22 protein-coding genes are annotated in these 20,444 nt (G+C 69.7%); 10 read left to right on the top strand and 12 right to left on the bottom strand.

Going from position 1 to position 20,444, the window contains the following annotated elements:
* Positions 1 to 4 precede the first annotated feature (4 nt).
* Complete coding sequence (locus VH914_12495) at positions 5 to 886, bottom strand: pirin family protein (protein HEX4492018.1); 882 nt, start codon at positions 884 to 886, stop codon at positions 5 to 7.
* Between the two features lie 118 nt (positions 887 to 1,004).
* On the opposite strand from VH914_12495, the gene VH914_12490 reads away from it, so the two are divergent.
* From VH914_12490 to VH914_12475, 4 genes are read left to right on the top strand one after another with little or no spacing between them, the layout of a single operon-like run.
* Positions 1,005 to 1,889: a thioesterase family protein gene (locus tag VH914_12490; protein ID HEX4492017.1), complete on the top strand. Its 885-nt coding sequence runs from the start codon at positions 1,005 to 1,007 to the stop codon at positions 1,887 to 1,889.
* 40 nt (positions 1,890 to 1,929) lie between these two features.
* Positions 1,930 to 2,445, top strand: coding sequence for a sigma-70 family RNA polymerase sigma factor (locus VH914_12485; GenBank protein HEX4492016.1), 516 nt, complete (start codon positions 1,930 to 1,932; stop codon positions 2,443 to 2,445).
* Positions 2,438 to 3,289 (top strand): hypothetical protein, encoded by an 852-nt coding sequence (locus tag VH914_12480; protein HEX4492015.1) that lies wholly within the window; start codon positions 2,438 to 2,440, stop codon positions 3,287 to 3,289. Before VH914_12485 ends, VH914_12480 begins: the two co-directional genes overlap by 8 nt.
* Before the next feature lie 36 nt (positions 3,290 to 3,325).
* The gene (locus VH914_12475) at positions 3,326 to 4,132 is read left to right on the top strand and encodes a hypothetical protein (GenBank protein HEX4492014.1); all 807 of its coding nucleotides are present in this window, start codon (positions 3,326 to 3,328) and stop codon (positions 4,130 to 4,132) included.
* 7 nt (positions 4,133 to 4,139) lie between these two features.
* Here the strand turns inward: VH914_12475 and VH914_12470 are convergent, their stop codons facing one another.
* From VH914_12470 to VH914_12460, 3 genes are read right to left on the bottom strand one after another with little or no spacing between them, the layout of a single operon-like run.
* Entirely contained in the window at positions 4,140 to 5,729 is a 1,590-nt protein-coding gene (locus VH914_12470) for a sulfatase-like hydrolase/transferase (protein HEX4492013.1), read from the bottom strand.
* Positions 5,730 to 5,745: 16 nt separating this feature from the next.
* Positions 5,746 to 6,147: a DUF1330 domain-containing protein gene (locus tag VH914_12465; protein ID HEX4492012.1), complete on the bottom strand. Its 402-nt coding sequence runs from the start codon at positions 6,145 to 6,147 to the stop codon at positions 5,746 to 5,748.
* Positions 6,148 to 6,149: 2 nt separating this feature from the next.
* A complete protein-coding gene (locus tag VH914_12460) occupies positions 6,150 to 6,755 on the bottom strand; it encodes a helix-turn-helix domain-containing protein (GenBank protein ID HEX4492011.1) in 606 nt (201 codons plus the stop codon).
* A gap of 200 nt (positions 6,756 to 6,955) precedes the next feature.
* Between VH914_12460 and VH914_12455 the strand changes: the two genes are divergently transcribed.
* Positions 6,956 to 8,200, top strand: a complete 1,245-nt coding sequence (locus VH914_12455; protein ID HEX4492010.1) for a cytochrome P450 — start codon at positions 6,956 to 6,958, stop codon at positions 8,198 to 8,200.
* A gap of 45 nt (positions 8,201 to 8,245) precedes the next feature.
* Here VH914_12455 and VH914_12450 read toward each other — a convergent pair whose 3' ends face one another.
* Positions 8,246 to 9,067, bottom strand: a complete 822-nt coding sequence (locus VH914_12450) for a glucose 1-dehydrogenase (GenBank protein HEX4492009.1) — start codon at positions 9,065 to 9,067, stop codon at positions 8,246 to 8,248.
* Positions 9,068 to 9,449: 382 nt separating this feature from the next.
* On the opposite strand from VH914_12450, the gene VH914_12445 reads away from it, so the two are divergent.
* Genes VH914_12445 through VH914_12435 form a run of 3 tightly spaced genes read left to right on the top strand, consistent with a single transcriptional unit; the run spans position 9,450 to position 12,799 of the window.
* The gene (locus tag VH914_12445) at positions 9,450 to 10,991 is read left to right on the top strand and encodes an alkaline phosphatase family protein (protein HEX4492008.1); all 1,542 of its coding nucleotides are present in this window, start codon (positions 9,450 to 9,452) and stop codon (positions 10,989 to 10,991) included.
* Positions 10,992 to 11,004: 13 nt separating this feature from the next.
* Positions 11,005 to 11,817 carry a thioesterase family protein gene (locus tag VH914_12440; GenBank protein HEX4492007.1) on the top strand — a complete coding sequence of 271 codons (813 nt, stop codon included), beginning with the start codon at positions 11,005 to 11,007 and terminating at the stop codon, positions 11,815 to 11,817.
* Between the two features lie 22 nt (positions 11,818 to 11,839).
* Positions 11,840 to 12,799 carry an LLM class F420-dependent oxidoreductase gene (locus VH914_12435; GenBank protein HEX4492006.1) on the top strand — a complete coding sequence of 320 codons (960 nt, stop codon included), beginning with the start codon at positions 11,840 to 11,842 and terminating at the stop codon, positions 12,797 to 12,799.
* A gap of 10 nt (positions 12,800 to 12,809) precedes the next feature.
* Here the strand turns inward: VH914_12435 and VH914_12430 are convergent, their stop codons facing one another.
* Positions 12,810 to 13,568 carry a fatty acid desaturase gene (locus tag VH914_12430; protein ID HEX4492005.1) on the bottom strand — a complete coding sequence of 253 codons (759 nt, stop codon included), beginning with the start codon at positions 13,566 to 13,568 and terminating at the stop codon, positions 12,810 to 12,812.
* Positions 13,569 to 13,665: 97 nt separating this feature from the next.
* Here VH914_12430 and VH914_12425 point away from each other — a divergent pair, with 97 nt between their 5' ends.
* Positions 13,666 to 14,280: a TetR/AcrR family transcriptional regulator gene (locus VH914_12425; protein HEX4492004.1), complete on the top strand. Its 615-nt coding sequence runs from the start codon at positions 13,666 to 13,668 to the stop codon at positions 14,278 to 14,280.
* Between the two features lie 97 nt (positions 14,281 to 14,377).
* Here VH914_12425 and VH914_12420 read toward each other — a convergent pair whose 3' ends face one another.
* The 3 genes from VH914_12420 to VH914_12410 are packed head-to-tail and all read right to left on the bottom strand — an operon-like array spanning position 14,378 to position 16,885.
* Positions 14,378 to 15,112 carry an SOS response-associated peptidase gene (locus VH914_12420; protein ID HEX4492003.1) on the bottom strand — a complete coding sequence of 245 codons (735 nt, stop codon included), beginning with the start codon at positions 15,110 to 15,112 and terminating at the stop codon, positions 14,378 to 14,380.
* 27 nt (positions 15,113 to 15,139) lie between these two features.
* A complete protein-coding gene (locus VH914_12415; GenBank protein HEX4492002.1) occupies positions 15,140 to 15,556 on the bottom strand; it encodes a DUF3052 domain-containing protein in 417 nt (138 codons plus the stop codon).
* Positions 15,557 to 15,586: 30 nt separating this feature from the next.
* Positions 15,587 to 16,885 (bottom strand): MFS transporter, encoded by a 1,299-nt coding sequence (locus VH914_12410; GenBank protein ID HEX4492001.1) that lies wholly within the window; start codon positions 16,883 to 16,885, stop codon positions 15,587 to 15,589.
* Between the two features lie 136 nt (positions 16,886 to 17,021).
* Between VH914_12410 and VH914_12405 the strand changes: the two genes are divergently transcribed.
* Complete coding sequence (locus VH914_12405; GenBank protein ID HEX4492000.1) at positions 17,022 to 17,657, top strand: peroxiredoxin; 636 nt, start codon at positions 17,022 to 17,024, stop codon at positions 17,655 to 17,657.
* A gap of 120 nt (positions 17,658 to 17,777) precedes the next feature.
* Here VH914_12405 and ftsX read toward each other — a convergent pair whose 3' ends face one another.
* The 3 genes from ftsX to prfB all read right to left on the bottom strand — a co-directional run.
* A complete protein-coding gene (gene ftsX / locus VH914_12400; protein HEX4491999.1) occupies positions 17,778 to 18,659 on the bottom strand; it encodes a permease-like cell division protein FtsX in 882 nt (293 codons plus the stop codon).
* Position 18,660: 1 nt separating this feature from the next.
* Positions 18,661 to 19,347, bottom strand: a complete 687-nt coding sequence (gene ftsE, locus VH914_12395; GenBank protein HEX4491998.1) for a cell division ATP-binding protein FtsE — start codon at positions 19,345 to 19,347, stop codon at positions 18,661 to 18,663.
* 62 nt (positions 19,348 to 19,409) lie between these two features.
* Positions 19,410 to 20,444, bottom strand: a 1,035-nt coding sequence (prfB, locus tag VH914_12390; protein HEX4491997.1) for a peptide chain release factor 2, incomplete at its 5' end; no start/stop codon positions are given.

Below are 20,444 nucleotides of genomic sequence, written 5' to 3'. Positions count from 1 at the left end.
GATTTTACCTCCCGGTCGACCCGATCTCTCCCATCCGGCCAGCTTGGTAGTCCTCGAACGCCTCGATGAGCTCGGCCTTGGTGTTCATCACGAAGGGGCCGTAACGGGCAACCGGCTCGTGCAGCGGGCGCCCCGCGAGCACCACGAGCTCGACACCGTCGGGGCCGCCGGCGATGCGCACGCCGTCGCCGCCCGCGCCGAGCACGACCATCTGCGCGCGCCCGGCCGCGGTGCCGTCGAAGTCGCCACTGCCTTCCAGCACGTACGCGAACGCGTTGGCGTCGTGCGCGATCGGAAGCTCGAGCACGGCGCCCGCGTCGACACGCACGTGCACGTAGAGGATCGGCACATGCGTGCTCGCGGGACCCGACACGCCGAGCGCGTCGCCCGCGATCACCTTCGCCGAGAAGCCGTCGCGCTCGACGGTCGGGATGTCGACGGCGCGCAGATCTTGGTAGCGCGGCACGGTCATCTTGTCGGCGCGCGGGAGATTGACCCACAGCTGCAGGCCGTGCGTGCGGCCGCCTTCACGCTGCAGCTGCGCGCCCGGCATCTCGGAGTGCACGACACCGGAACCCGCGGTCATCCACTGCACGTCGCCCGCGTGGATGACGCCGTGATGACCCGCGGAGTCGCGGTGCTCGAACTCGCCCTCGAGCATGTAGGTCACCGTCTCGAAGCCGCGATGCGGGTGATCGGGCGCGCCGACCGCCTCACCCGGCGCGACGTCGGCCGGCCCCATCTCGTCGAGGAGGAGGAACGGGTCGAGCAGGTCGAGGGCCGCGGTCGGGAACGGCCGGTGGACCAGGAAGCCGCCCCCTTCGAGAGTCTCGACGGCATCGACGACGGCGGCAACGGGACGGACTGCGGTCAAGGTCTCGGTCATGGCAGTTTCCAACGCTACGGCGCAGAAGATATTTCAGATTTGAACGACTATGAGTGATCGGTGTGCGGCACCGAGAGCTCACGGCCCAGACTGGCGCACCCCCGACCGAAGGACCCTCATGACCGTCGCGCCCGGCGACCTGCTCCGCGACACGACCCTCGAAGCCGATCCGGATCGACCCGGTCGCTACTGCGGGGCGATTCCCGAAGCGTGGCGTGTCGTCTACGCGTTCGGCGGCGTCACGATGACCGCGGCGCTGCGCACGATGGAAGCGCACCTCGCGCGACCGGAGCTGCCGCTCGTCACCGCGAACGCGATCTTCTGCGCGCCGGTGCCGTGCGGACCGATCGAGGTCGACGTCGAAGTCCTGCGCAACGGGCGCGGCGCCGCGCAAGTGGGCAGCAATCTGTTCGTGCCCGGCACCGAGGGAGTCGCGCTGCGCACGCACGGTGTGTTCGGGCGTCCGCACGACACCGACCTCGCGTTCCGCGACGTCGAGTTCCCGCGCGACGTCGCGATGCCCGACGCGTGCGCCGAGGCTCCGCCGCGTCCCGCCGACGACCCGTGGCCGGAGATCAACTTCCACCAGCAGACCGACTGGCTGCCCGCGCTTCCCTTCGGCCTGCGCGACGCGTCGACGCCGGCCGGGGCCGCGCGCTTCGCGGCGTGGACGCGGCTCAAGGTCGAGCCGCGCACGGCAAACGGCTCGTACGACATGCTCGCCCTCGCGGTGCCTTCGGACTCGATCGGCCCCGCGATCGGTCAGGGCCTCGGCGGCCAGGCCCGGCACTTCATGAGCCTCAGCCTCGAGATCGGCATCCGCTTCATCCGCCCGCCGGTCGGGCGCTGGGTGCTGCAGCACATGCGGTGCTGGCACTGCGGCGACGGCTACGCGACCGGCCCGACCGAGCTCTGGGACGAGGCCGGCAACCTCCTCGCGATCGCCCAGCAGACCGCCCACCTGCGGCGCCCGAACTTCGACACGATGGCCGCGTCGACCTAAACCCTTTCCCCAGGAGGGGCGTTCTGTCACTGTGCCCGCCATGTGGGACAGCGACGACGTCGCCGGGTTCTGCGAGGCGCACCACCGCGCGCTCTACGGCGCCCTCTTCCTCTACTGCGGCAGCCGCGAGACCGCGGAGGACCTGACCCAAGAGACACTGCTGCGGGTCTGGCGCAACTGGGCTTCGGTGTCGACGATGGAGCGGCCCGACCGCTGGGCCCTGCGCGTCGCGTTCAACCTCGCGAAGTCCGGCTTCCGGCGCCTGCGCGTCGCGCGTCGCATCGCCGAGCTCGCCGACGTCGACCCCCCGCCCGACCACGATCCCACCGACGCCCTCGCGGTACGCGCTGCGGTCGCGACCCTGCCCCCGCGCCAGCGCGCCGCGATCGTGCTCCGCTACTTCAACGACTTCTCCGTCGCCGACACCGCGGCCGTCATGGGCTGCGCCGAAGGCACGGTGAAGGCGCTCACGAGCCAGGCCGTCGCCAACCTCCGCGCCCGGCTCACCGCCGACCTCGATCTCACGATCCCGAACCCCGAGCTCGATCATGCCTGACCTCCACGACCTTCTCGACGACTCCGTCGGCGCGACTCCACCGTTCGACCTCGGCGACCTCGCCCGCCGCCGCCGCCGGCATCGCCAGCGCCAGGTCGTCGCGCTCGCGGCCGTCGTCGCCGTGCTCGCCGCGGTGAGCGGCGCGTTCGCGCTCGGACGCGCGAGCTCCGACCGACACCCGGCCGCGGCCGGCGCGCGCCCCGACGAGACGACGACGACCACGCCGTCCACGACCGCGGTCGGCCCGGCGTTCACGACGACCGCCCCGACACTCGGCACGTCGCCATCTCCCCCACCGGTCGGGTCGCCGACGACGTCGGCACCGACCCAGCCGACCTCGGCCGCGCAGCCGAGCACCAATCCGAGTGCCGCGGACCTCGACGGCATCCTCGTCGCCGCGCCGACGACCGCGACCGTCGGCCGACCCGTGACGGTCGGGTGGGCGATCCGCAACCGCAGCGCTCACGACATCGTGCCCGACGACAACCCGACGTTGGGGCAGGAGGTCGACGTCCCCAATCCCGACGTCGTCGCTCTCGTGTGCGCGCCGCTCGACGCCGGCGGGCGGCCACTGGTTCCGCTCGGATCCGACCACCTGTTCGTGCCCAGTTGGAGCGCGCCGCTCGCGAGCGGTTCGGGCATCGGCGAATCCGAGACGTTCACGCCCACGGCCGACGACATCGGCACGGTGACGTGTGAGGTCGTGATCCTCGACCGTTCCGACGGACTGTCGAACCTCGCGATCGCCGGTCGCGTGGACGCGATCGCGCCGGTCACGATCACGGTCGGCGCGGCCGCCACGCCCACCACCACGGTCGCCCCGACGACGACCACTTCCCCGTAGTGCCTGACGGCCCCCGACGTTCAGGAATGGAGCGCAATGCTGGAGGATCTGCACGACGTGCTCGCCGACGCGATCGGCGATGTCCCACCCTTCTCGCCCAACGCGCTCGCAGCGCGCCTGCGCCGGCGGCGACAGCGCCAGCTCGGCGCGGTCGCGGGCACGGCGGCGACCGCCATCGCGCTCACGGTCGCCGTCGCGCGCCCCGGCGACGACCGCGGGCTCGCGGTGAAGACGCACGGCACGTCGACGACCACTTTCATGACGAGCACGAGCGTGACCACGCCGACCGGCGACACGACGACGACCACCGAGGCAACGACGATCGGCGCGACCCTCGCGCCGACCACGACCACGCTGCCGCCGCCCGCGATCCCGCAGGTCGGCGACTTCGCGGGAACCCTCACCGCGAGCACGACCACCGTGGCCGTCGGTGACACGACGACATTGCACCTGACGATTCGCAACGTGACCGACCATGTCATCACGCTCACGCGGCCCGACGCGGGCGACGAGCAGTATCTGCTGCTCGATTGCGCGATCCCCGACGTGTACCCGTACCGCGGGGGCGAATACTGGGGAAACCAGGGCACCGACTGGACGCTGGGCGGCACGATCGCGCCCGGCGAGACGCGCGAGCTCGTCGCCGAGCTGGTGCCGACGGAGGCGATGATCGGCGACGACCACTGCACCGCCGGCGTCATCGATTTGGATCACCCGGAGCCGCTCTTCCCGCCGGGCTGGAGCGCGATCACCGCGATCCCGTCCCTCACGATCACGGTCGTGGCGAGTCCCGACTCGACCACGACATCGACCTCGACGACGACCGTGCCGGTGTCGTCGTAACGGCGCGCTACGCGGGCCGCTCGACGAGCAGTCGCGGCTCGCGCGCGGCCGGCAGGTTGTCGTACAGATCGGCGACGAGGTCGTCGCGCAACCGGCGGTAGTCGGGATCGTCCCAGAGGTTGCGGAACTGGTACGGGTCGTCGACGACGTTGTAGAGCTCGCCCTCGGTGCCGTCGTACTCCACGGTCGACTGCGGATCCATGTGCATGAGCTCGAGGAACGGCTCGAGCCCGTTGGGCTCGCCGCGCGTCGACGGCTCGTACGCGGTACAGAGCCATTCGTCGCGTTGGATCGAACGCAGATGCATGCCGTAGCCGGGGAACTGGCTGTCCCATTCGCACAGCACGCGCTCCCGGCCGCCGCCCGCCGCGGTCGGGAGCGCGCTCCCTTGCATCCAGTCCGGTACGTCGACCCCTGCGATCGCGCAGAACGTCGGCGCGAGGTCGACCTGACCGACGGGCTCGTCGACTTCGGCGGGGTCGACGCGCGCCGACGGCGCCGGTCGCCACACCATCGGGAGGCGCATGAGCGCATCGGTGTGGAACGGGCCCTTGAACACGAAGCCGAAGTCGCCCTGCAGCTCGCCGTGATCGGTCGTGAAGAAGACGTCGGTGTCGGCGTCCCAACCCCGCGCCGCGATACGGCGCAGCACACGACCACACGCTTCGTCGATGAGCTCGTTCTCGATGTGCGTCATCGCGTTGATCTCACGGATGTTGTCGTCGCTCAGCAACTGCGGTCGGTAGGTGCCGGGTCCGCCTTCGCGATTCACCCACGAGCCCTCGTAGCACGCGAGCCAGTGCGCGGGCTTCTGCGCGAGCACCTCGGCGATCTGGTCGGACGAGCCGGGATGACCAGGCGGCAAGTCGAGGTCGCGCCAGTTCACGCGCGCGCGTTCCGCCGCCGGCGGGTCCCACGGGTGGTGCGGGTCGGGGAACGACATCCACACGAACCAGTTCGCGTCCGCGGGCAGCGAGTCGAGGTACGCGATGGTGCGATCGGCGACCCAGTCGGTGTGGTACCACTCGCGCGGGATCGGGTTGATGCTCGTCTCGGGTGCGCCGGTGTCGCCGCCGGGCTCGGCTGCGAGCAGCGGCGAGAAGCCTGCGCACGCTTCGAGCCCGTGCTCGTCGATGAGCCACTTGCCGTAGTGCTGAATCGGATGCCGGCCGACGTTCGGCGTGTGCATCGCGAGCTCGACGTGCTCGAACCCGCGCATTGGTCCGGTGCTGCCTTCGCGCGCGAGTCGGCTCTCCGCCCACGTGCCGTCGAGGTCGAAGCCCGGATCGAAGTGCGCCTTGCCGAGGAGCGCGGTGCAATAACCGGCACGTTCCTTCAAGTGCGCGGCGACGCTCGGCGCGTCGGCCGGCAACGGGATGCCGTTCGCGAACACGCCGTGCGTGCGCACGTACTGACCCGTGAGCATCGTCGAGCGCGCGGGCATGCACACGGTGTTCTGGTTGTAGGCGCGCCGGAAGTTGACGCCCGTGGCCGCGAGCCCGTCGACCACCGGCGTGCGCGCGATCGTGCCGCCGTTACAGCCGAGCGAGTCGTAGCGCTGCTGGTCCGTCGTGATGAAGAGGATCTTGCGGCCCATCGTCGGAACCTCGATCTCAGATGCCGAACGAACGGAACTGCTCGGTCATCGCGACGAGCTCCGTGCGCTCGAGCCCGGCCTCGCGGTGCTCGTGCGCCGCTTCGTACTTCGGCTTCGACACCATGTCGAGGAACGCCTTGCGGCTCGGGTACTCGACGAGCACGACCGAGTCCCAGTCGCGCGCGGGGTCGCCGATGAGGATCTGGTCGGCGCGCCCTTGCCAGAGGATGCGGCCGCCCTGCTCCTCGACCAGCTTCACGGCCTCGTCGCCGTAACGCTTGTAGGCGTCCGCGCCGCTGCCGTCCTCGCCCGTCGCCTGCGCCTTGAACTTCAGCAGGTTCAGCATCACGACCGGACCGGTCTCGGTGCTGGCGGCCAGCTCGGTGAACTGGTCGCGGTTGGGACGGATGGCGGACATGGTTACTCCCTGGTCGGTTCGAGCAGTCGGATCAACGCGGTCTCGAGCACCCGCCGCGCGCGCGCGACCGAGCAGCCCTGTTGCGTGCGCAGCCGATCCCACGACTCCCACGAGAGGAGCACGTCGATCGCGTCGAGCACCGCCGACACGTCGGCGCCGCTGCGACCGAGCTCGGGCGCGAAGGTGTCGCCGACCTGCGCGCGCAAGTGGCGCGCGAGCATCTTCAGGTTGGCCGCGATCGTCTCGCTCCGATGCACGAACAGCATCCCCGCGCGGCGCACCGGCGCGATCGCTTCGTAGAGCAACGCGCGCCGGCGCACGAGCTCGGTGATGCGCTTCGACAGCGGCCCGGCGATCGGGGTCGTGTCCTGATTCGGTCCGTGCACGAGGTACTGGCGGTGCACGACCTCGACCGCGAGCGACTCGATGTCACCGAAGTGCGTGTACACCGATCGCACCGCGACACCGGCGCGCTCCGCGATCTGCGCGGCCGTCGGCTCGAGCTGCCCCTCTTCCCAGAACGTGACGAGCGCTTCGACCAGCGCGGCCCGGTTGGCCGCCCCCCGCTGGACCCGCCCGTCGACCCTGGCAGTGGCTTCGGCACTCACGACGGGCGGTCACACGGTCGCATGCTCGCTCTTCGCGGCACGGGGCTTCGCCTCGGCGGGCGCTGACCGCTCACCTGCTCCATCCAACATTACTTGCAGCCATAGTGCAACTATCTTCGGCACGTCGTGGGCAGAGGTTGAGGAATTCGAGTGACCGACGTCACGTCGACGCTCCGGCGGGCGGTGGTTACCGTGCCCGCATGGTCGTCGAGCAGCCGGTCTTCAACCCGTTCGACCCCGCTTTCGCCGCCGACCCGTACCCCACGCTCGCCGACTTCCGCGAGCAGGAGCCGGTGCACTTCTCGCCGATCGGCACCTGGATCCTGTTCCGCTACGACGACGTGCTGCGCGTGCTGCGGGACCCGACCCTCTCGGTCGAGGACGCGAAGGCCGACATCCCGCCCGCGCTCCAGAACGCCGAGCGCGAGGAGCTGACCGGCAATCGCAGCAGCGGCAGCCGGGCGATGCTCAACCTCGACCCACCCGATCACCATCGATTGCGGCGGCTCGTCGCGAAGGTGTTCACGCCGCGTGTCGTCGAGAACCTGCGGCCGGTCGCGCAACAGCTCGTCGACGACCTCTTGCACGACGCGCTCGCGCGCGACGCGCACGTGCTCGACATCATCGGCGACGTCGCGTTCCCACTCCCCTTCGCCGTCATCTCCGACCTGCTCGGCATGCCCGAGGGCCAGGACCGCGTGCAGCTGCGCACGTGGTCGGGCGACCTCGTGAAGACGCTGGACCCGGTCCTCACCGACGAGGAGTTCGTGACCGCGCTCGCGGCGGGCGACGCGATGACGGCGTACGTGCGCGAGGTGCTCGTGTGGAAGCGCGCGCACCCGGCCGACGATCTACTGAGCGCGCTGCTCGCCGCCGAGGACGAAGGCGACCGGCTCACCGAGCAAGAGCTCATCGACCAGGTGCTGTTGCTGTTCGTCGCCGGTCACGAGACGACCGTGAACCTGATCGGCAACGGCATGCTCGCGCTGATGCGCAACCGCGCCGAGCTCGAACGCCTCGCCGACGACCCCACGCTCGACGTGAACGCGATCGACGAGCTGCTGCGCTACGACGGGCCGGTGACCGCGTCACGGCGGATCACGCTCGTCGACGTCGAGATCGGTGGGCGCACGATCCCGGCGCGCTCGTTCGTGCTCACCTCGCTCGCATCCGCGAACCGCGATGTCGAGCACTTCGGCCCGACCGCCGGCACGCTCGACCTCGGCCGTCCGAACGCGGGTGAGCACGTCGCGTTCGGCGGCGGCTTCCACCATTGCCTCGGCGCCGCGCTCGCGCGGCTCGAGGGTCAGGTCGCGATCGGCAGCCTCGTGCGCCGCTTCCCCGACATCGAGCTCACCGGCGAGCCGCTCGTCTACAACGGCCGCGTCGTGCTGCGCGGCCTCACGCGTCTACCGGTCGCGCTCGCTCACGCTCACCGCTCCTGACGCCTCAGCCCGCGGGTCAGCGCCGGGTCGGGCGGGCCGCGCGTTTCAGGGTCGGCGGGGGCGGTTGGTCCAGCCGCCTTCCTCGGTCGGGAACCAACCGCCGGCCGCGAACGTGCCGCCGTCGACGGGCACGGTCGTGCCCGTGACGAAGCGCGAGAGATCCGACGCGAGGAACAGCGCGACGTCGGCAACGTCGGCGGGCTGACCGAACCGACCGAGCGGCACCCACGTCGGCACCATGTGCTCCTGCTCGGGCTTGACCCAGCGCGAGTACGGCACCTGCAACGTCTCGACGACATCGGGTGCGATCGCGTTCACGCGGATGCCGTCGCGTGCGTACTCCACCGCCACGCTGCGCGTGAAGCCCGTGATCGCGGCCTTGAATGCGGAGTACACCGCGCGCGTCGGGATCGCGCGAAACGCCTCGATCGTCGAGACGTTCACGATGCTGCCGCCGCCGCCTTGTTCGAGCATCTTCGTGATCGCGGCGCGTGACGCGCCGAGCACGTGCGCGAGATTGACGCGGTAGAGGTCGTCCCACTCTTCGTCGGTGTTCTCGTGGAACGCCCTGCGCGCGCCGCCGAAGTGCCCGACGTTGTTCACGAGCACGTCGATGTGCCCGTACTCGTCGACTGCCGCGTCGACGGCGCGCGTCGCGCCGTCCGATGTCGTGACGTCGAGCACCGCCGCGATCGCGATGCCGCCATCACCCGCGATCGCCGCGACGGTCTCGTGGGCGCGCGTCTCGTCGATCTCCGCGACGACGACGCGCGCGCCCTCCGCGGCGAACTTCGTCGCGACTCCGCGACCGATGCCGCCCCCACCCCCGGTCACGACCGCGACCCGATCCGCCAGCAGTGCCGCCATGCGCGCACGCTAGCGAGCACGACCAGGAATATGGGCAGGGCGCGTCGGAACTGTGAGCACGCGCCCTGCCCGATTCCGTTCCGGAGGTCACCGAGGTGACCTCCGGTTTGGTCGGGGGCTCCCCGGACCGACGGGCGGTTCGATCCAGGGAGCCCACCGAGCGTGCGGCTGTAAAACCCAGCCGCCGATCAACCGCCGACTGGGGCCCAGCAGACGGTTGAGTGACGGACACCAATCCCCGATGAAGGCGGCCGTAACGCCGCGCACAGTACCGCGGCCCGCGGGCGCGTGCGATGGATACCGCACGCACGGTCGCGGCCGTCACGTACGGCGAGCCAACCGGACGGCGCGCGCCGCGCCGTGCGAAGCTGCGGCCGTGTCGATGAACGTGCTGTTCGTGACCGCGGACCAGTGGCGCGGCGACTCGCTCTCGTGCGCGGGTCACCCGGTCGTGCGCACGCCGAACCTCGATCGGCTCGCCGCATCCGGAGTGCGGTTCGCACGTCACTTCGCGCAGACCGCGCCGTGCGGTCCGAGCCGCGCGTCGCTGTATACCGGCATGTACCTGATGAATCATCGATCCGCGAGCAACGGCACGCCACTCGACGCCCGCCACACGAACGTGGCACTCGAGTTCCGCAAGCTCGGTTACCGACCGGCATTGTTCGGCTACACGGACACGAGCGTCGACCCGCGCACGGTGCCGCCGGGCGACGAGCGATTGCGGCACTACGAGGGCGTGTTGCCGGGTTTCGACGCGGTGTGCCATCTGCCCGAAGGTGATCCGCAGCTGTGGCTCGCGTACCTCGTCGAGCACGGTTACGACATCGGCGACGACTGGCGCGCGTTCGTCGATCATCCGGTCGACGCGTACACGGGAACCGACGAGTGGGGACCGCACCGCGCGCCGACGAAGTACGCGGCGAAGCACAGCCAGACCGCGTTCCTCACCGACCGGCTGCTCGAGTTCGTCGACGGCGAGCGCGCGCGGGCACCGCACGACGGCTGGTTCGCGCACGTGAGCTTTCTGCGTCCGCACCCGCCGTTCTACGCACCCGAGCCGTACAACACGATGTTCGATCCGATGACCGTGCCGATGCCGGTGCGCGCGGCGAACCGCGAGGCCGAGGGCGCGCAGCACCCGCTCGTCGCCGCGCTCGTGAACCACCCGTTCCTCACGAGTCCCGACGACGAGCGTCATCTGCGGCAGCTGCGCGCGACCTACTACGGCATGCAGGCCGAGGTCGACGACCAGATCGGTCGCATCCTCGATCATCTCGACGCGACCGGGGAGGCGGAGCGCACCATCGTCGTCGTGACGTCCGACCACGGCGAGATGCTCGGCGACCACTATCTCCTGCACAAGCTCGGCTGGTTCGACTCGTCGTACCACGTGCCGCTGATCGTGCGGGACCCGCGAACGGAGGCCGACGCGCGCCGCGGTCAGACGGTCAACGCGTACACCGAGCACGTCGACGTGCTGCCGACGCTGCTCGACCTGTTCGACGCCGACGTTCCCTTGCAGTGCGACGGCCGGCCCCTCACCAACTTCCTCCATGCCGACACGCGTGACGACGCGCCGTGGCGCGAAGAGGTGCACTTCGAGTTCGACTTCCGCGACGCCGGCAGCGACCTCCTCGAGCGCGCGTTCGATCTCACGCTCGAGGAGTGCTCGATCACGGTGCTGCGCGACGACCACGGCAAGTACGTGCACTTCGCGGGGATGCCACCGATCTTCTTCGACCTCGACGACGACCCCGCGCAGATCCTGAACCGCGCGAGCGATCCCGCGTACGCGTCGACCGTGCTCGCGTACGCGCAGCGCATGCTCACGTGGCGGATGCGCCACCAGGAACGCACGCTCACCGGGATGAAGCTCACCGGCCACGCGGGACTCGTCGAGCGGCGCGCGCCGCGCCGCTGACGGAAGGATCGCGGTGGATCCGATCACGTTCTTCGGGCTCGAGGCCCGCGCGCCGGGCAAATGGCGCATGCCGATCGTCGACGGGTTGATCTCCGGCACCGGCGCGCTGTTCGGTGGCTGCGGGCTCGGCGCGTGCATCGAAGCCGCCGAGCAGCTCACGGGCCGTCCGCTCGTGTGGGCGACCGCGCAGTACCTGACCTACGCGCGGCCGCCGTCGGTGCTCGAGCTCGACGCGCTCGAGATCGTGCGCGGGCATCAGATCTCGCAGGTGCGCGTGCTCGCGCACGTCGACGGGCAGGAGATCCTCACCGTGCTCGCCGCGCTCGGCAAGCGCCCGCACCCGCTGTCGGGACAATGGTCGCACCGTCCCGACGTCCCACCACCCGACGAGTGCCCGCCGCGCGTGCTGATGCACCGCCATCACGGCACGGTCGCCGAGCGGCTCGACATGCGCGTCGCGCGCGGGCGCTCCCCCGACGAGTTCCCCGGCCCGCCCGGCGACGGCAACTCCGCGCTGTGGGTGCGCATGCCCGGGCTCGCGGAGATGTCGGCCGCGGGCCTCGCGATCATCGGCGACTACGTGCCGTTCGGCATCTCGCAGGCGCTCGGCGTGCGCGCGGGTGGGAACAGCCTCGACAACACGCTGCGGGTCGCGCACCGCGCGCCGACCGACTGGGTCCTCGCCGACATACGCGTGCACGCGATCGCCGACGGCTTCGGTCACGGGCTGGTGCACCTCTGGGGGGAGGACGGCGCGTTGCTCGGCACCGCGAGCCAGTCGACGATCGTGCGCGCCTGGCGAGACGACGACGACCCACCACGCTGACGACGCGAGCAGAATGGCGGCCATGGCTTCACGTTGGGGAATCACGGTTCCGTTCGACGGCGTGCCGCTGTCGGAACATCGAGAGTGGTACGAGGAAGCGGCCGACCTCGGCTACACGGATCTCTGGTCGGCCGAGTCGGGCGGCGCCGACGCGTTCACGCCGCTCGCGCTCGCGGCTGCGTGGACACCGACGCTGCGACTCGGGACCGCGATCATCCCCGTCTACACGCGCGGCCCGCACACGCTCGCGTCGCAGATCGCGTCGCTGTGCCAGGCCGCGCCCGGACGTTTCGCGGTCGGCATCGGCGCGTCGTCGAACGTCATCGTCGAGCGCTGGAACGACATCGCGTTCGAGAAGCCGTATCAGCGCGTGCGCGACACGATCCGCTTCCTGCGCCGCGCGCTGAAGGGCGAGAAGGTCGACGAGGAGTACGAGACCTTCCGCGTACGCGGCTTCCGGCTGCTCATCAAGCTCGACGAGCAGCCCCCGATCCTCGTGGCCGCGCTCCGCCCGCAGATGTTGCGGCTCGCCGGCCGTGAAGGCGACGGTGCGATCATCAACTGGCTCTCCGCGAACGACGTGAAGACGGTCGTCCCCCACGTCGGCGCGGGCAAGGAGATCGTCGCCCGCCTGTTCGTGCTGCCGACGGAGGACCGCGACCTCGTGCGCCTCGTCGGTCGCCGCGCGATCGCGCAGTACCTGAACGTGCCCGTCTATGCGGCCTTCCACGACTGGCTCGGGCGCGGCGAGATGCTGCGCGACATGTGGGACTTCTGGCAGAAGGGCGAGCGCGACAAGGCGACCGCCGCGATTCCCGACGAGCTCGTCGACGACCTCATCATCTGGGGCTCACCCGAGCAGATCCGCGACCACGTCGATCGCTACGTCGCGGCGGGCGTGACGACACCCGCGCCCGCGATCCTCGCGCCACCCGATCAGGCACGCGCGACGATGCGCGCGCTCGCACCCGCGAACCGCTGAGAGGCGCGGACTACGCGACCTGCTTGAGCTTCGGCTCTTCGAGTCGCACCGACGCGAGACCGAGGCGACGCATCACGCGGATCACGATCCACGCGGGATCGAACTCACCATGCAGCGCGAACGTCGCCGACGTGGGCGCCGCGTGGTGGTTGTTGTGCAGACCCTCGCCCGCAGTGACGAGCGCGAGCATCTGGCCGTTCGTCGCGGAGTTCTCCTGCGGACGTCGACCGTAGGTGTGCCCGACGGCGTTGATGGCGCCCGACAGCATCACGTACATCAACGCGTGCAGACCCGCACCGAGCAGCCCGACCTGCCAACCGAAGCCGAGCGCGCTCGTGATGAGCATCGCGATCACGATGCCGATCCCGAGGCCGAGCAGCGAGTGGTCGAACAGCGCGCGGTCGAGACCGTCGGCGGGAAGGTCGCGCGCGTATCGCTTCACCGCGACCTCGTCGCCGGCGACCTTCTTGTAGAGCCCGACGTTGCCGAGTTGCACGCGCCAGAAACCGTGGACGATCGGGCTGTGCGGATCGTCGACCGTGTCGGTCGCGGCGTGGTGCTTGCGGTGCACCGCGACCCACTCGCGCGGTCGCATGCCGGTGCTGATCCAGAGCAGGAACCGGAACGGCAGCGCGGCGGCGGGCTTGATCGAGAGCGCACGGTGGCTCAGGCCCCGATGGAGGTACACCGTGGTCGCCAGGATCGTGAGCTCCGTGACGAGGAAGGCGAAGACGAGCGCAGGCAGAATGAGGCTGGTCAGCAGGTGCATCGCCCGCCGACTGTACAGCCTACGGACCAGTAGGTAGCAGTCCGCCACCAGGGATTTCGCGCCGGAGGGCCCCGCCGGAGGGCGTAGCCTGCCCGCCATGGCCGCGCTGGCACAGGGGGGTCCGAGCACTCGCGAGCAGATCCTTCTCGTGGCGCGCGCCCGCTTCGCCGGGCACGGCTACAGCGGCACCAGCCTCACCGACATCGCCGACGAGGTCGGCATCCGCCGGCCGAGCCTCCTGCACCACTTCCCGTCGAAGAAGGCGCTGTATCGCGAGGTGCTCGTCGACGCCTTCGCCGACTGGGCCGCGCTCGTCGAGGACGCGACGTCGGGTCCGCGTGAGGGCTGGCCGCAGGTCGAGCAGGTGCTGCGCGCCGCGTTCACGTTCTTCGAGGAGCACCCGGACTTCGTGCGGCTCGCGCGCCGTGAGGCGCTCGAGGGTGGACCCGTGCTCGACCGCGAGCTCACCGACCTGCTGAAGCCGTTGTTCGATCGCGGTGCGCGCTTCCTCGAGCGCGAGATGGACGCGGGCCGGCTGCGTCGCTACGACGCGCGCCAGTTGCTGCTCACCGGCTACGGCGCGGTGCTGTCGTACGTCTCCGACGCGCCGCTGATCGGCGGTCTGCTCGACGACGACGCGATGTCGCCCGACGCGCTCGCGGCGCGCCGCGAGCACGTCATCGACGTCTTGCGTAGCGCGCTCGACGTTTGAGTCTTCTGGTCGGGCTCGCAAGCATCGCCCTCGCCGACGCCTCGGCCCCCGACCGAGGTCGCGCTGCTCGCTCCGCGCGCGCTCTCGCGGGAACCAATCACAACAGTCTCGGTTGCGCGTCGTCGGCTTCGCTCGACTCCGATTCGTCGACGGGCTCGAGCAACTCGGGTCCCTGGTTCTCGGGTTTGTTGACGAGACGCGAGATCGGATACGCGATGAACTCGTCGCTCGGCGCGGGCACGAGCAGGTCGTGCAGCGACTCGGTGTCGCGGTTCTCGGGATCGAGCCACTCCCCCCACGCGTCCTCGGGCAACACGACGGGCATGCGGTCGTGGATCGGCGCGAGCTTCTCGTTCGCGTCCGTGGTGATGAGCGCGCACGTGCGCATCCACTCCGCGTCCGGGTCCGACCGATCGCGCCACACCTCGTACAGCCCCGCGAACACCATCGGCTCACGATCGGCGCGCGCGATGAAGTACGGCTGCTTCACCTTCTGGCCGGGAACCGCGCGCCACTCGTAGAAGCCGTCGGCCGGCATGAGGCAGCGCCGGCGCTCGAAGGCCCGGCGGTAGGCCGGCTTGGTGGCGACGGTGTCGGCCCGGGCGTTGATCAGGCGGTCGCCGACCGAGACGTCCTTGGCCCAGCTGGGCACGAGCCCCCAGCGGACCCGGTCCAGCACCCGCCGGTGGTCCTTGGTCTCGGCGACCACCGGGACCTCGGCCCGGGGCGTGACGTTGTAGTCGGGCTCGGCGTCGTCGGCCCGGACCTCGTCGACGTGCAGCACCTCGGCGAGCCGCGCCGGCGACGACACCGACACGTACCGTCCGCACATGCGCGCGACGGTAGCGGCGCGCCGGCGCTATCGACGCGTCGGTGGTCGCGTGCGCGACTTCGGACGGTCCGACAACCGGTACACGAAGCGCAGGCTCGACCACATGTCGTCGACCGCGCACACCTTGTTGTCGACGAGCCCACCCGCGAGACCGACCTCGCGTACGTCGCGCTCGCACAGGTCGGTGACGACACCCGCGGTGCGCTTCGGCCACGCGATCCACAGGCCGCCGTCGCAGTGCAACGTCTTCGCGAGACGCGGGAAGCGGCGCGTCAACTCCGCGCGTCGTGTCACGAAGAACACAACGACGTCGAGGTTCGCGCGCGGCGCCCGCATGAGTCGCACGCCGTCGGGCAACGGCGTGAGCTCGCGCTCGAAACCGTCCGGCGCGCTCACGAGCGCGACGCGCGCGCCTTCCGTGATCCCAAGCTTCTTGGGCAGCACTGTCCCCGAGTACCCCGCCACGGGTCGGAGTCAATCGCGCTCGCGACGACCCGTCAATTGGACTGCAGTTGCACGCGCGGGCGCGGGCTCGCGCTTGTCCCAGCGCGCGAACTCCGGTACGGCCGCGGCGATCACGCCGACGCCGAAGAGACACAGGAGCCCACCACTCACGACCGCGGCGAACGGCGTGAGCAACGAGCCCGCCATGCCCGCTTCGAAGTCGCCGAGTCGCGCGCCGCCCGCGACCACGAGGATGTTGAGCGCGCTCAAGCGACCGCGCAGCGAGTCCGGAATGATGATCTGTTGCGACGAGCCGCGGAACACCGCGGAGATCACGTCGGCGGCACCCGCGATCGCGAGGAAGCCGAACGCGAGCGCGAGATTGCGACCCGCGAGCCCGAATCCGAGCACTGCGAGTCCCCAGATCGTCACCGCGACGAGGATCGCCCGGCCCGGCCGGCGCACGGTTCCGACCCAGCCCGAGGTGAGCGCGCCGAGCAGCGCCCCGAACGACAGCGCCGAGAACAACAGGCCGACAACCTCGGGGCCGCGGTGGAACTGCACGACCGCGAGCCGTGGAAACAGCGCCCGCGGCATGCCGAAGATCATCGCGACGAGGTCGACCGTGAACATCGACTGCAGGACGCGGCGACCCTTGAGGTACGCGAAACCCTCCTTGATCGCGGCCCAACCCTCGGGCTCGCCGGCCGCGGCCCGCTCCGGTGGCGCGGGTCGCAGGCACAGCGCGAAGCCGATCGCGAAGCCGTAGGTCGCGACGTCGAAGCCGTAGGCCCAGGTCAGGCCGAACTGCGCGACGATCAGACCACCGAGCGCGGGCCCCGCGATCGCGGCGACGTTCCACATCACCTGGTTCACCGCGGCCGCGGTCGCGAGCATGTCGAAGGGCACGAGCGCGGGTGTCATCGCGGAGCGCGTCGGCATCGCGACCGCGACGAGACCGCCATTGAGCGCCGCCGCGCTGTAGAGCACCCACAGCGCGGGATCGTGCCCGAACGCGGCGACGAGCAGGATCACCGACGAGAGCGCGAGGCCGAACTGCGCGACCACGAGCACCCGTTTTCGATCGCGCCGGTCGATCACGGGTCCGATGAGCACCGACGCGACGATCATCGGCAGGAGTTGCGCGAGCCCGATGAGCCCGACCGCGGCGGCGGAATGCGTGATCCGGTCGACCTGCACGAAGAGCGCGACCGTCGTCACCTGACTGCCGGTCTGCGAGATGAGCTCGCCGAACCAGAGCAACCGGAAGTCGCGCGAGATGCGGAGCGGCTCGATGTCGACGGTCAGACGACGCAGTCGACTCGGCACCGCGGGAATCGTATCGACGGCCTCGCGGTTGCCGGTCGTAATCCCGACTCCCCGGGTCGCTTTTCGTGATGCGCCCGTCTAATGTGCGCGCCACGTCCGGAACGGACCCGAACTCACAGCGAAAGAGGTCTGTCTCATGGCATTGCAACTGGGCGACGAGGCCCCGGACTTCACGGCCGAGACCACCGAAGGCACGATCAAGTTCCACGAGTACCTCGGCAGCGGCTGGGGCGTGCTGTTCTCGCACCCGAAGGACTTCACGCCGGTCTGCACGACCGAGCTCGGCATGGTGGCGAAGCTCAAGCCGGAGTTCGAGAAGCGGAACACGAAGGTCGTCGGCCTGAGCGTGGACCCGCTCGACTCGCACAAGAGCTGGGCCGGCGACATCGAAGAGACGCAGGGCGCGAAGCTCAACTTCCCGCTGATCGCCGACCCCGAGCACAAGGTCGCCGACCTCTACGACATGATCCACCCGAACGCGAACGACACGCTCACCGTGCGTTCCGTGTTCATCGTCGGGCCCGACAAGAAGGTGAAGCTCATCATCACCTACCCGGCGAGCACCGGTCGGAACTTCGACGAGATCCTGCGGGTCATCGACTCGCTCCAGCTCACCGCCGGCTACAGCGTGTCGACGCCGGTGAACTGGAAGGACGGCGACGACGTCATCATCGCCGGAACCGTCTCCGACGAAGACGCGAAGACGAAGTTCCCGAAGGGCTGGAAGGCGCTCAAGCCCTACCTCCGCGTCACCCCGCAGCCCAACAAGTAAGCACCCGCTCGGCGTTCGACAGGCGCGTTCCCACCGGAACGCGCCTGTCGGCTGAGGCGTCAGGAGCGGCGAGCGCCCACGAGGCGGGTATCCCGCCTCGCAGCGAGCGCGACCAGAGAGTTAGGCCTCGAGGAAACGGCGGATCCCGATCATCGAGCCGATGGTTCCGATCGCGATGCCGATCACCAGCACGATGATGCCGATCGAGAGCGCGTCGGTCGAGGTGAGGTAGAAGGTCGAGAAGAGGTTGCGGCTGCGCGACAGCACGCCACCGAGCCACGACTCGAGCAGGTACACCCCGCCGAACGCGAGGCCCGCGCCGATCGCGCCCTGCACGAAGCCCTCCGCGAGGAACGGCACGCGCACGAACCAGTTCGAAGCTCCGACGAGCTTCATCACCTCGATCTCGCGTCTGCGCGCGTAGGTCGCGAGCCGGATCGTGTTCACGATCAGGAACACCGACGCCGCGAGCAACACCGCGGCCATCGCGAAGAACAGGTCGCGCACGATGCGGATGCCGTTGAGGAGCGCCTTCACCTGCTTGTCGGCCGTCGTGACGTCGTGCACGCCGTTGCGGCCGATGAAGCGGCTCGCCACCTGCGCCGTGAACTTCGCGTCCGTCGGCACCACGAGGAACGAGACCGGAAGGTCGTTCGGGCCGACGCTCTCGAGCAGCGTCTTGTTGTCGTGCTCGATCTGCTTGAAGATCTTCCACGCTTCTTCGTGGCTCACGAAGTGGGTCGACTTCACCTGCGGGTCGGCCTTGAGATCGGCCTGGATCGCGTCGATCTCGGGTTGCGTCGACTTCACGTTCATCCACACTTCGAGCTCGACGTTGTGGCGCCAGGTCGACGTGCCGTGATCGACGGCGCGCACGACGACGAGGATGCCGCCGAACAGCATCAGCGAGATGAACACGGTCATGATGCCGGCGATCGTCATCATGACGTTGCGACGCAACGAGACGAGCGTCTCGCGCACGAAGTACTTCAGGCGACTCACGTCAGGTTCCGACTCCGTAGACGCCACGCGCCTGGTCGCGCACGAGCATGCCGTGATCGAGCTCGATGACGCGCCGGCGCATCGCGTCGACGATGCGCTGATCGTGCGTCGCCATCACGACGGTCGTGCCGGTGCGGTTGATGCGATCGAGCAAACGCATGATGCCGACGGTGGTCGCAGGGTCGAGGTTCCCCGTGGGCTCGTCGGCGAGGAGGATGAGCGGGCGGTTGACGAAGGCGCGCGCGATCGACACGCGCTGCTGCTCACCACCGGACAGCTCGCCCGGGAAGCTGTGCGACTTCTTCGCGAGGCCGACGAGATCGAGGATCTGCGGCACCTGCGTGCGCACGACCGAGCGCGGACGGCCGATGACCTCGAGCGCGAACGCGACGTTCTCGTACACCGTCTTGTTCGGGAGCAGCTTGAAGTCCTGGAACACACAGCCGATGTTGCGGCGCAACTGCGGCATGCGCCACGAACCGAGCCGGCTGATGTCGCGTCCTGCGACGAGGATCCGACCGGTGCTGGCGAACTCGTCGCGCAGCAGCAGCTTCAGCAGCGTCGACTTTCCCGATCCGGACGGACCGACGAGGAAGACGAACTCGCCCTTGTTCACCTCGACGGAGATGTCTCGGACGGCGACGACGTCGGCTTTGTAGACCTTGGAAACGTTCTCGAACCGGATCATGGGCTGGCCAACGGTAGCAACCGCGACCCCCTCAATCGAGTTGCCGCGCTCTCAGGCGTCGCTCATGCGCCGTCGTGCTGGCGTCGCCACTGCAGGAACTCGGTCATGAACGCGTCGAGATCGCCGTCGAGCACGGACTGCACGTTGCCGGTCTCGTAGCGCGTGCGCTCGTCCTTCACCAGCTGATACGGCGCGAGCGTGTACGTGCGGATCTGACTCCCGAACGCGACGTCGCGCTTCTCTCCCGACAACTCCTCCAACTCCTTGCGCCGTTCGTCGCGCTGACGCGCAGCCAGACGTGCGGCGAGGATCTGCATCGCCTTCGCGCGGTTCTGCAGCTGCGAGCGTTCGTTCTGGCACGACACGACGACACCGGTCGGGAGATGCGTGATCCGCACCGCGCTGTCGGTGACGTTCACGTGCTGACCACCCGCTCCCGACGACCGGTAGTAGTCGATGCGCAGGTCCTTCGGGTCGATCTCGGGTTCTTCTTCTTCTTCGATCGCCGGCACCGCGTCGAGCGACGCGAACGCGGTCTGCCGGCGCGCGTTCGCGTCGAACGGCGAGATGCGGATGAGCCGGTGTACACCCTTCTCGCCACTCAACAGGCCGTACGCGTAGCGACCCTTCACGATGAACGTCGCCGCGGAGATGCCGGCCTCGGTTCCCTCACTGCGGTCGTCGAGCTCGACCTCGAAGCCCTTCTGCTGCGCCCAGCGCGTGAACATGCGCAGCAGCATGTCGGCCCAGTCCTGCGCGTCGGTTCCGCCCGCGCCGGAGTGCACTTCGCAGATCGCGTCGCGCTCGTCGTGCTCGCCGCTGAACAGCGCGCGCAGCTCGAGCTTGTCGAGCGCGACGCGCAGGTCGGCGAGCTCGGAGTCGATCTCGGCTTCGAGCGACTCGTCACTCTCTTCGCGCGCGAGGTCGAACAACGTCTGCGCGTCGGCGACGCGCCGTTCGAGCGCGTCGACGAGGTCTACGTCGTCGCGCACGACAGACAGCTCACCACTTACTTTGCGCGCGCGATCGGGGTCGTCCCAGAGGTCGGGCTTCGACGCTTCGACCTCGAGCGTCGTGAGCCGCTCGCGTGCCTGGTC

It is taken from the genome of Acidimicrobiia bacterium (assembly GCA_036271555.1).
GTDB lineage: Bacteria > Actinomycetota > Acidimicrobiia > IMCC26256 > PALSA-610 > DATBAK01.
Note: the sequence above shows the minus strand (reverse complement) of the source record. Positions and strands in the feature narration are given on the sequence as shown.

What these genes read in the sequence shown, in the direction of transcription:
- VH914_12445 (HEX4492008.1), top strand. Translation starts at nt 9,450, where the DNA reads ATGAACGTGCTGTTCGTGACCGCGGACCAGTGGCGCGGCGACTCGCTC.
- VH914_12430 (HEX4492005.1), bottom strand. Translation starts at nt 13,568, where the DNA reads ATGCACCTGCTGACCAGCCTCATTCTGCCTGCGCTCGTCTTCGCCTTC.
- VH914_12455 (HEX4492010.1), top strand. Translation starts at nt 6,956, where the DNA reads ATGGTCGTCGAGCAGCCGGTCTTCAACCCGTTCGACCCCGCTTTCGCC.
- VH914_12425 (HEX4492004.1), top strand. Translation starts at nt 13,666, where the DNA reads ATGGCCGCGCTGGCACAGGGGGGTCCGAGCACTCGCGAGCAGATCCTT.
- VH914_12475 (HEX4492014.1), top strand. Translation starts at nt 3,326, where the DNA reads ATGCTGGAGGATCTGCACGACGTGCTCGCCGACGCGATCGGCGATGTC.
- ftsE (HEX4491998.1), bottom strand. Translation starts at nt 19,347, where the DNA reads ATGATCCGGTTCGAGAACGTTTCCAAGGTCTACAAAGCCGACGTCGTC.
- VH914_12405 (HEX4492000.1), top strand. Translation starts at nt 17,022, where the DNA reads ATGGCATTGCAACTGGGCGACGAGGCCCCGGACTTCACGGCCGAGACC.
- VH914_12470 (HEX4492013.1), bottom strand. Translation starts at nt 5,729, where the DNA reads ATGGGCCGCAAGATCCTCTTCATCACGACGGACCAGCAGCGCTACGAC.
- VH914_12485 (HEX4492016.1), top strand. Translation starts at nt 1,930, where the DNA reads ATGTGGGACAGCGACGACGTCGCCGGGTTCTGCGAGGCGCACCACCGC.
- VH914_12465 (HEX4492012.1), bottom strand. Translation starts at nt 6,147, where the DNA reads ATGTCCGCCATCCGTCCCAACCGCGACCAGTTCACCGAGCTGGCCGCC.
- VH914_12420 (HEX4492003.1), bottom strand. Translation starts at nt 15,112, where the DNA reads ATGTGCGGACGGTACGTGTCGGTGTCGTCGCCGGCGCGGCTCGCCGAG.
- VH914_12495 (HEX4492018.1), bottom strand. Translation starts at nt 886, where the DNA reads ATGACCGAGACCTTGACCGCAGTCCGTCCCGTTGCCGCCGTCGTCGAT.
- VH914_12480 (HEX4492015.1), top strand. Translation starts at nt 2,438, where the DNA reads ATGCCTGACCTCCACGACCTTCTCGACGACTCCGTCGGCGCGACTCCA.
- VH914_12450 (HEX4492009.1), bottom strand. Translation starts at nt 9,067, where the DNA reads ATGGCGGCACTGCTGGCGGATCGGGTCGCGGTCGTGACCGGGGGTGGG.
- VH914_12435 (HEX4492006.1), top strand. Translation starts at nt 11,840, where the DNA reads ATGGCTTCACGTTGGGGAATCACGGTTCCGTTCGACGGCGTGCCGCTG.
- VH914_12490 (HEX4492017.1), top strand. Translation starts at nt 1,005, where the DNA reads ATGACCGTCGCGCCCGGCGACCTGCTCCGCGACACGACCCTCGAAGCC.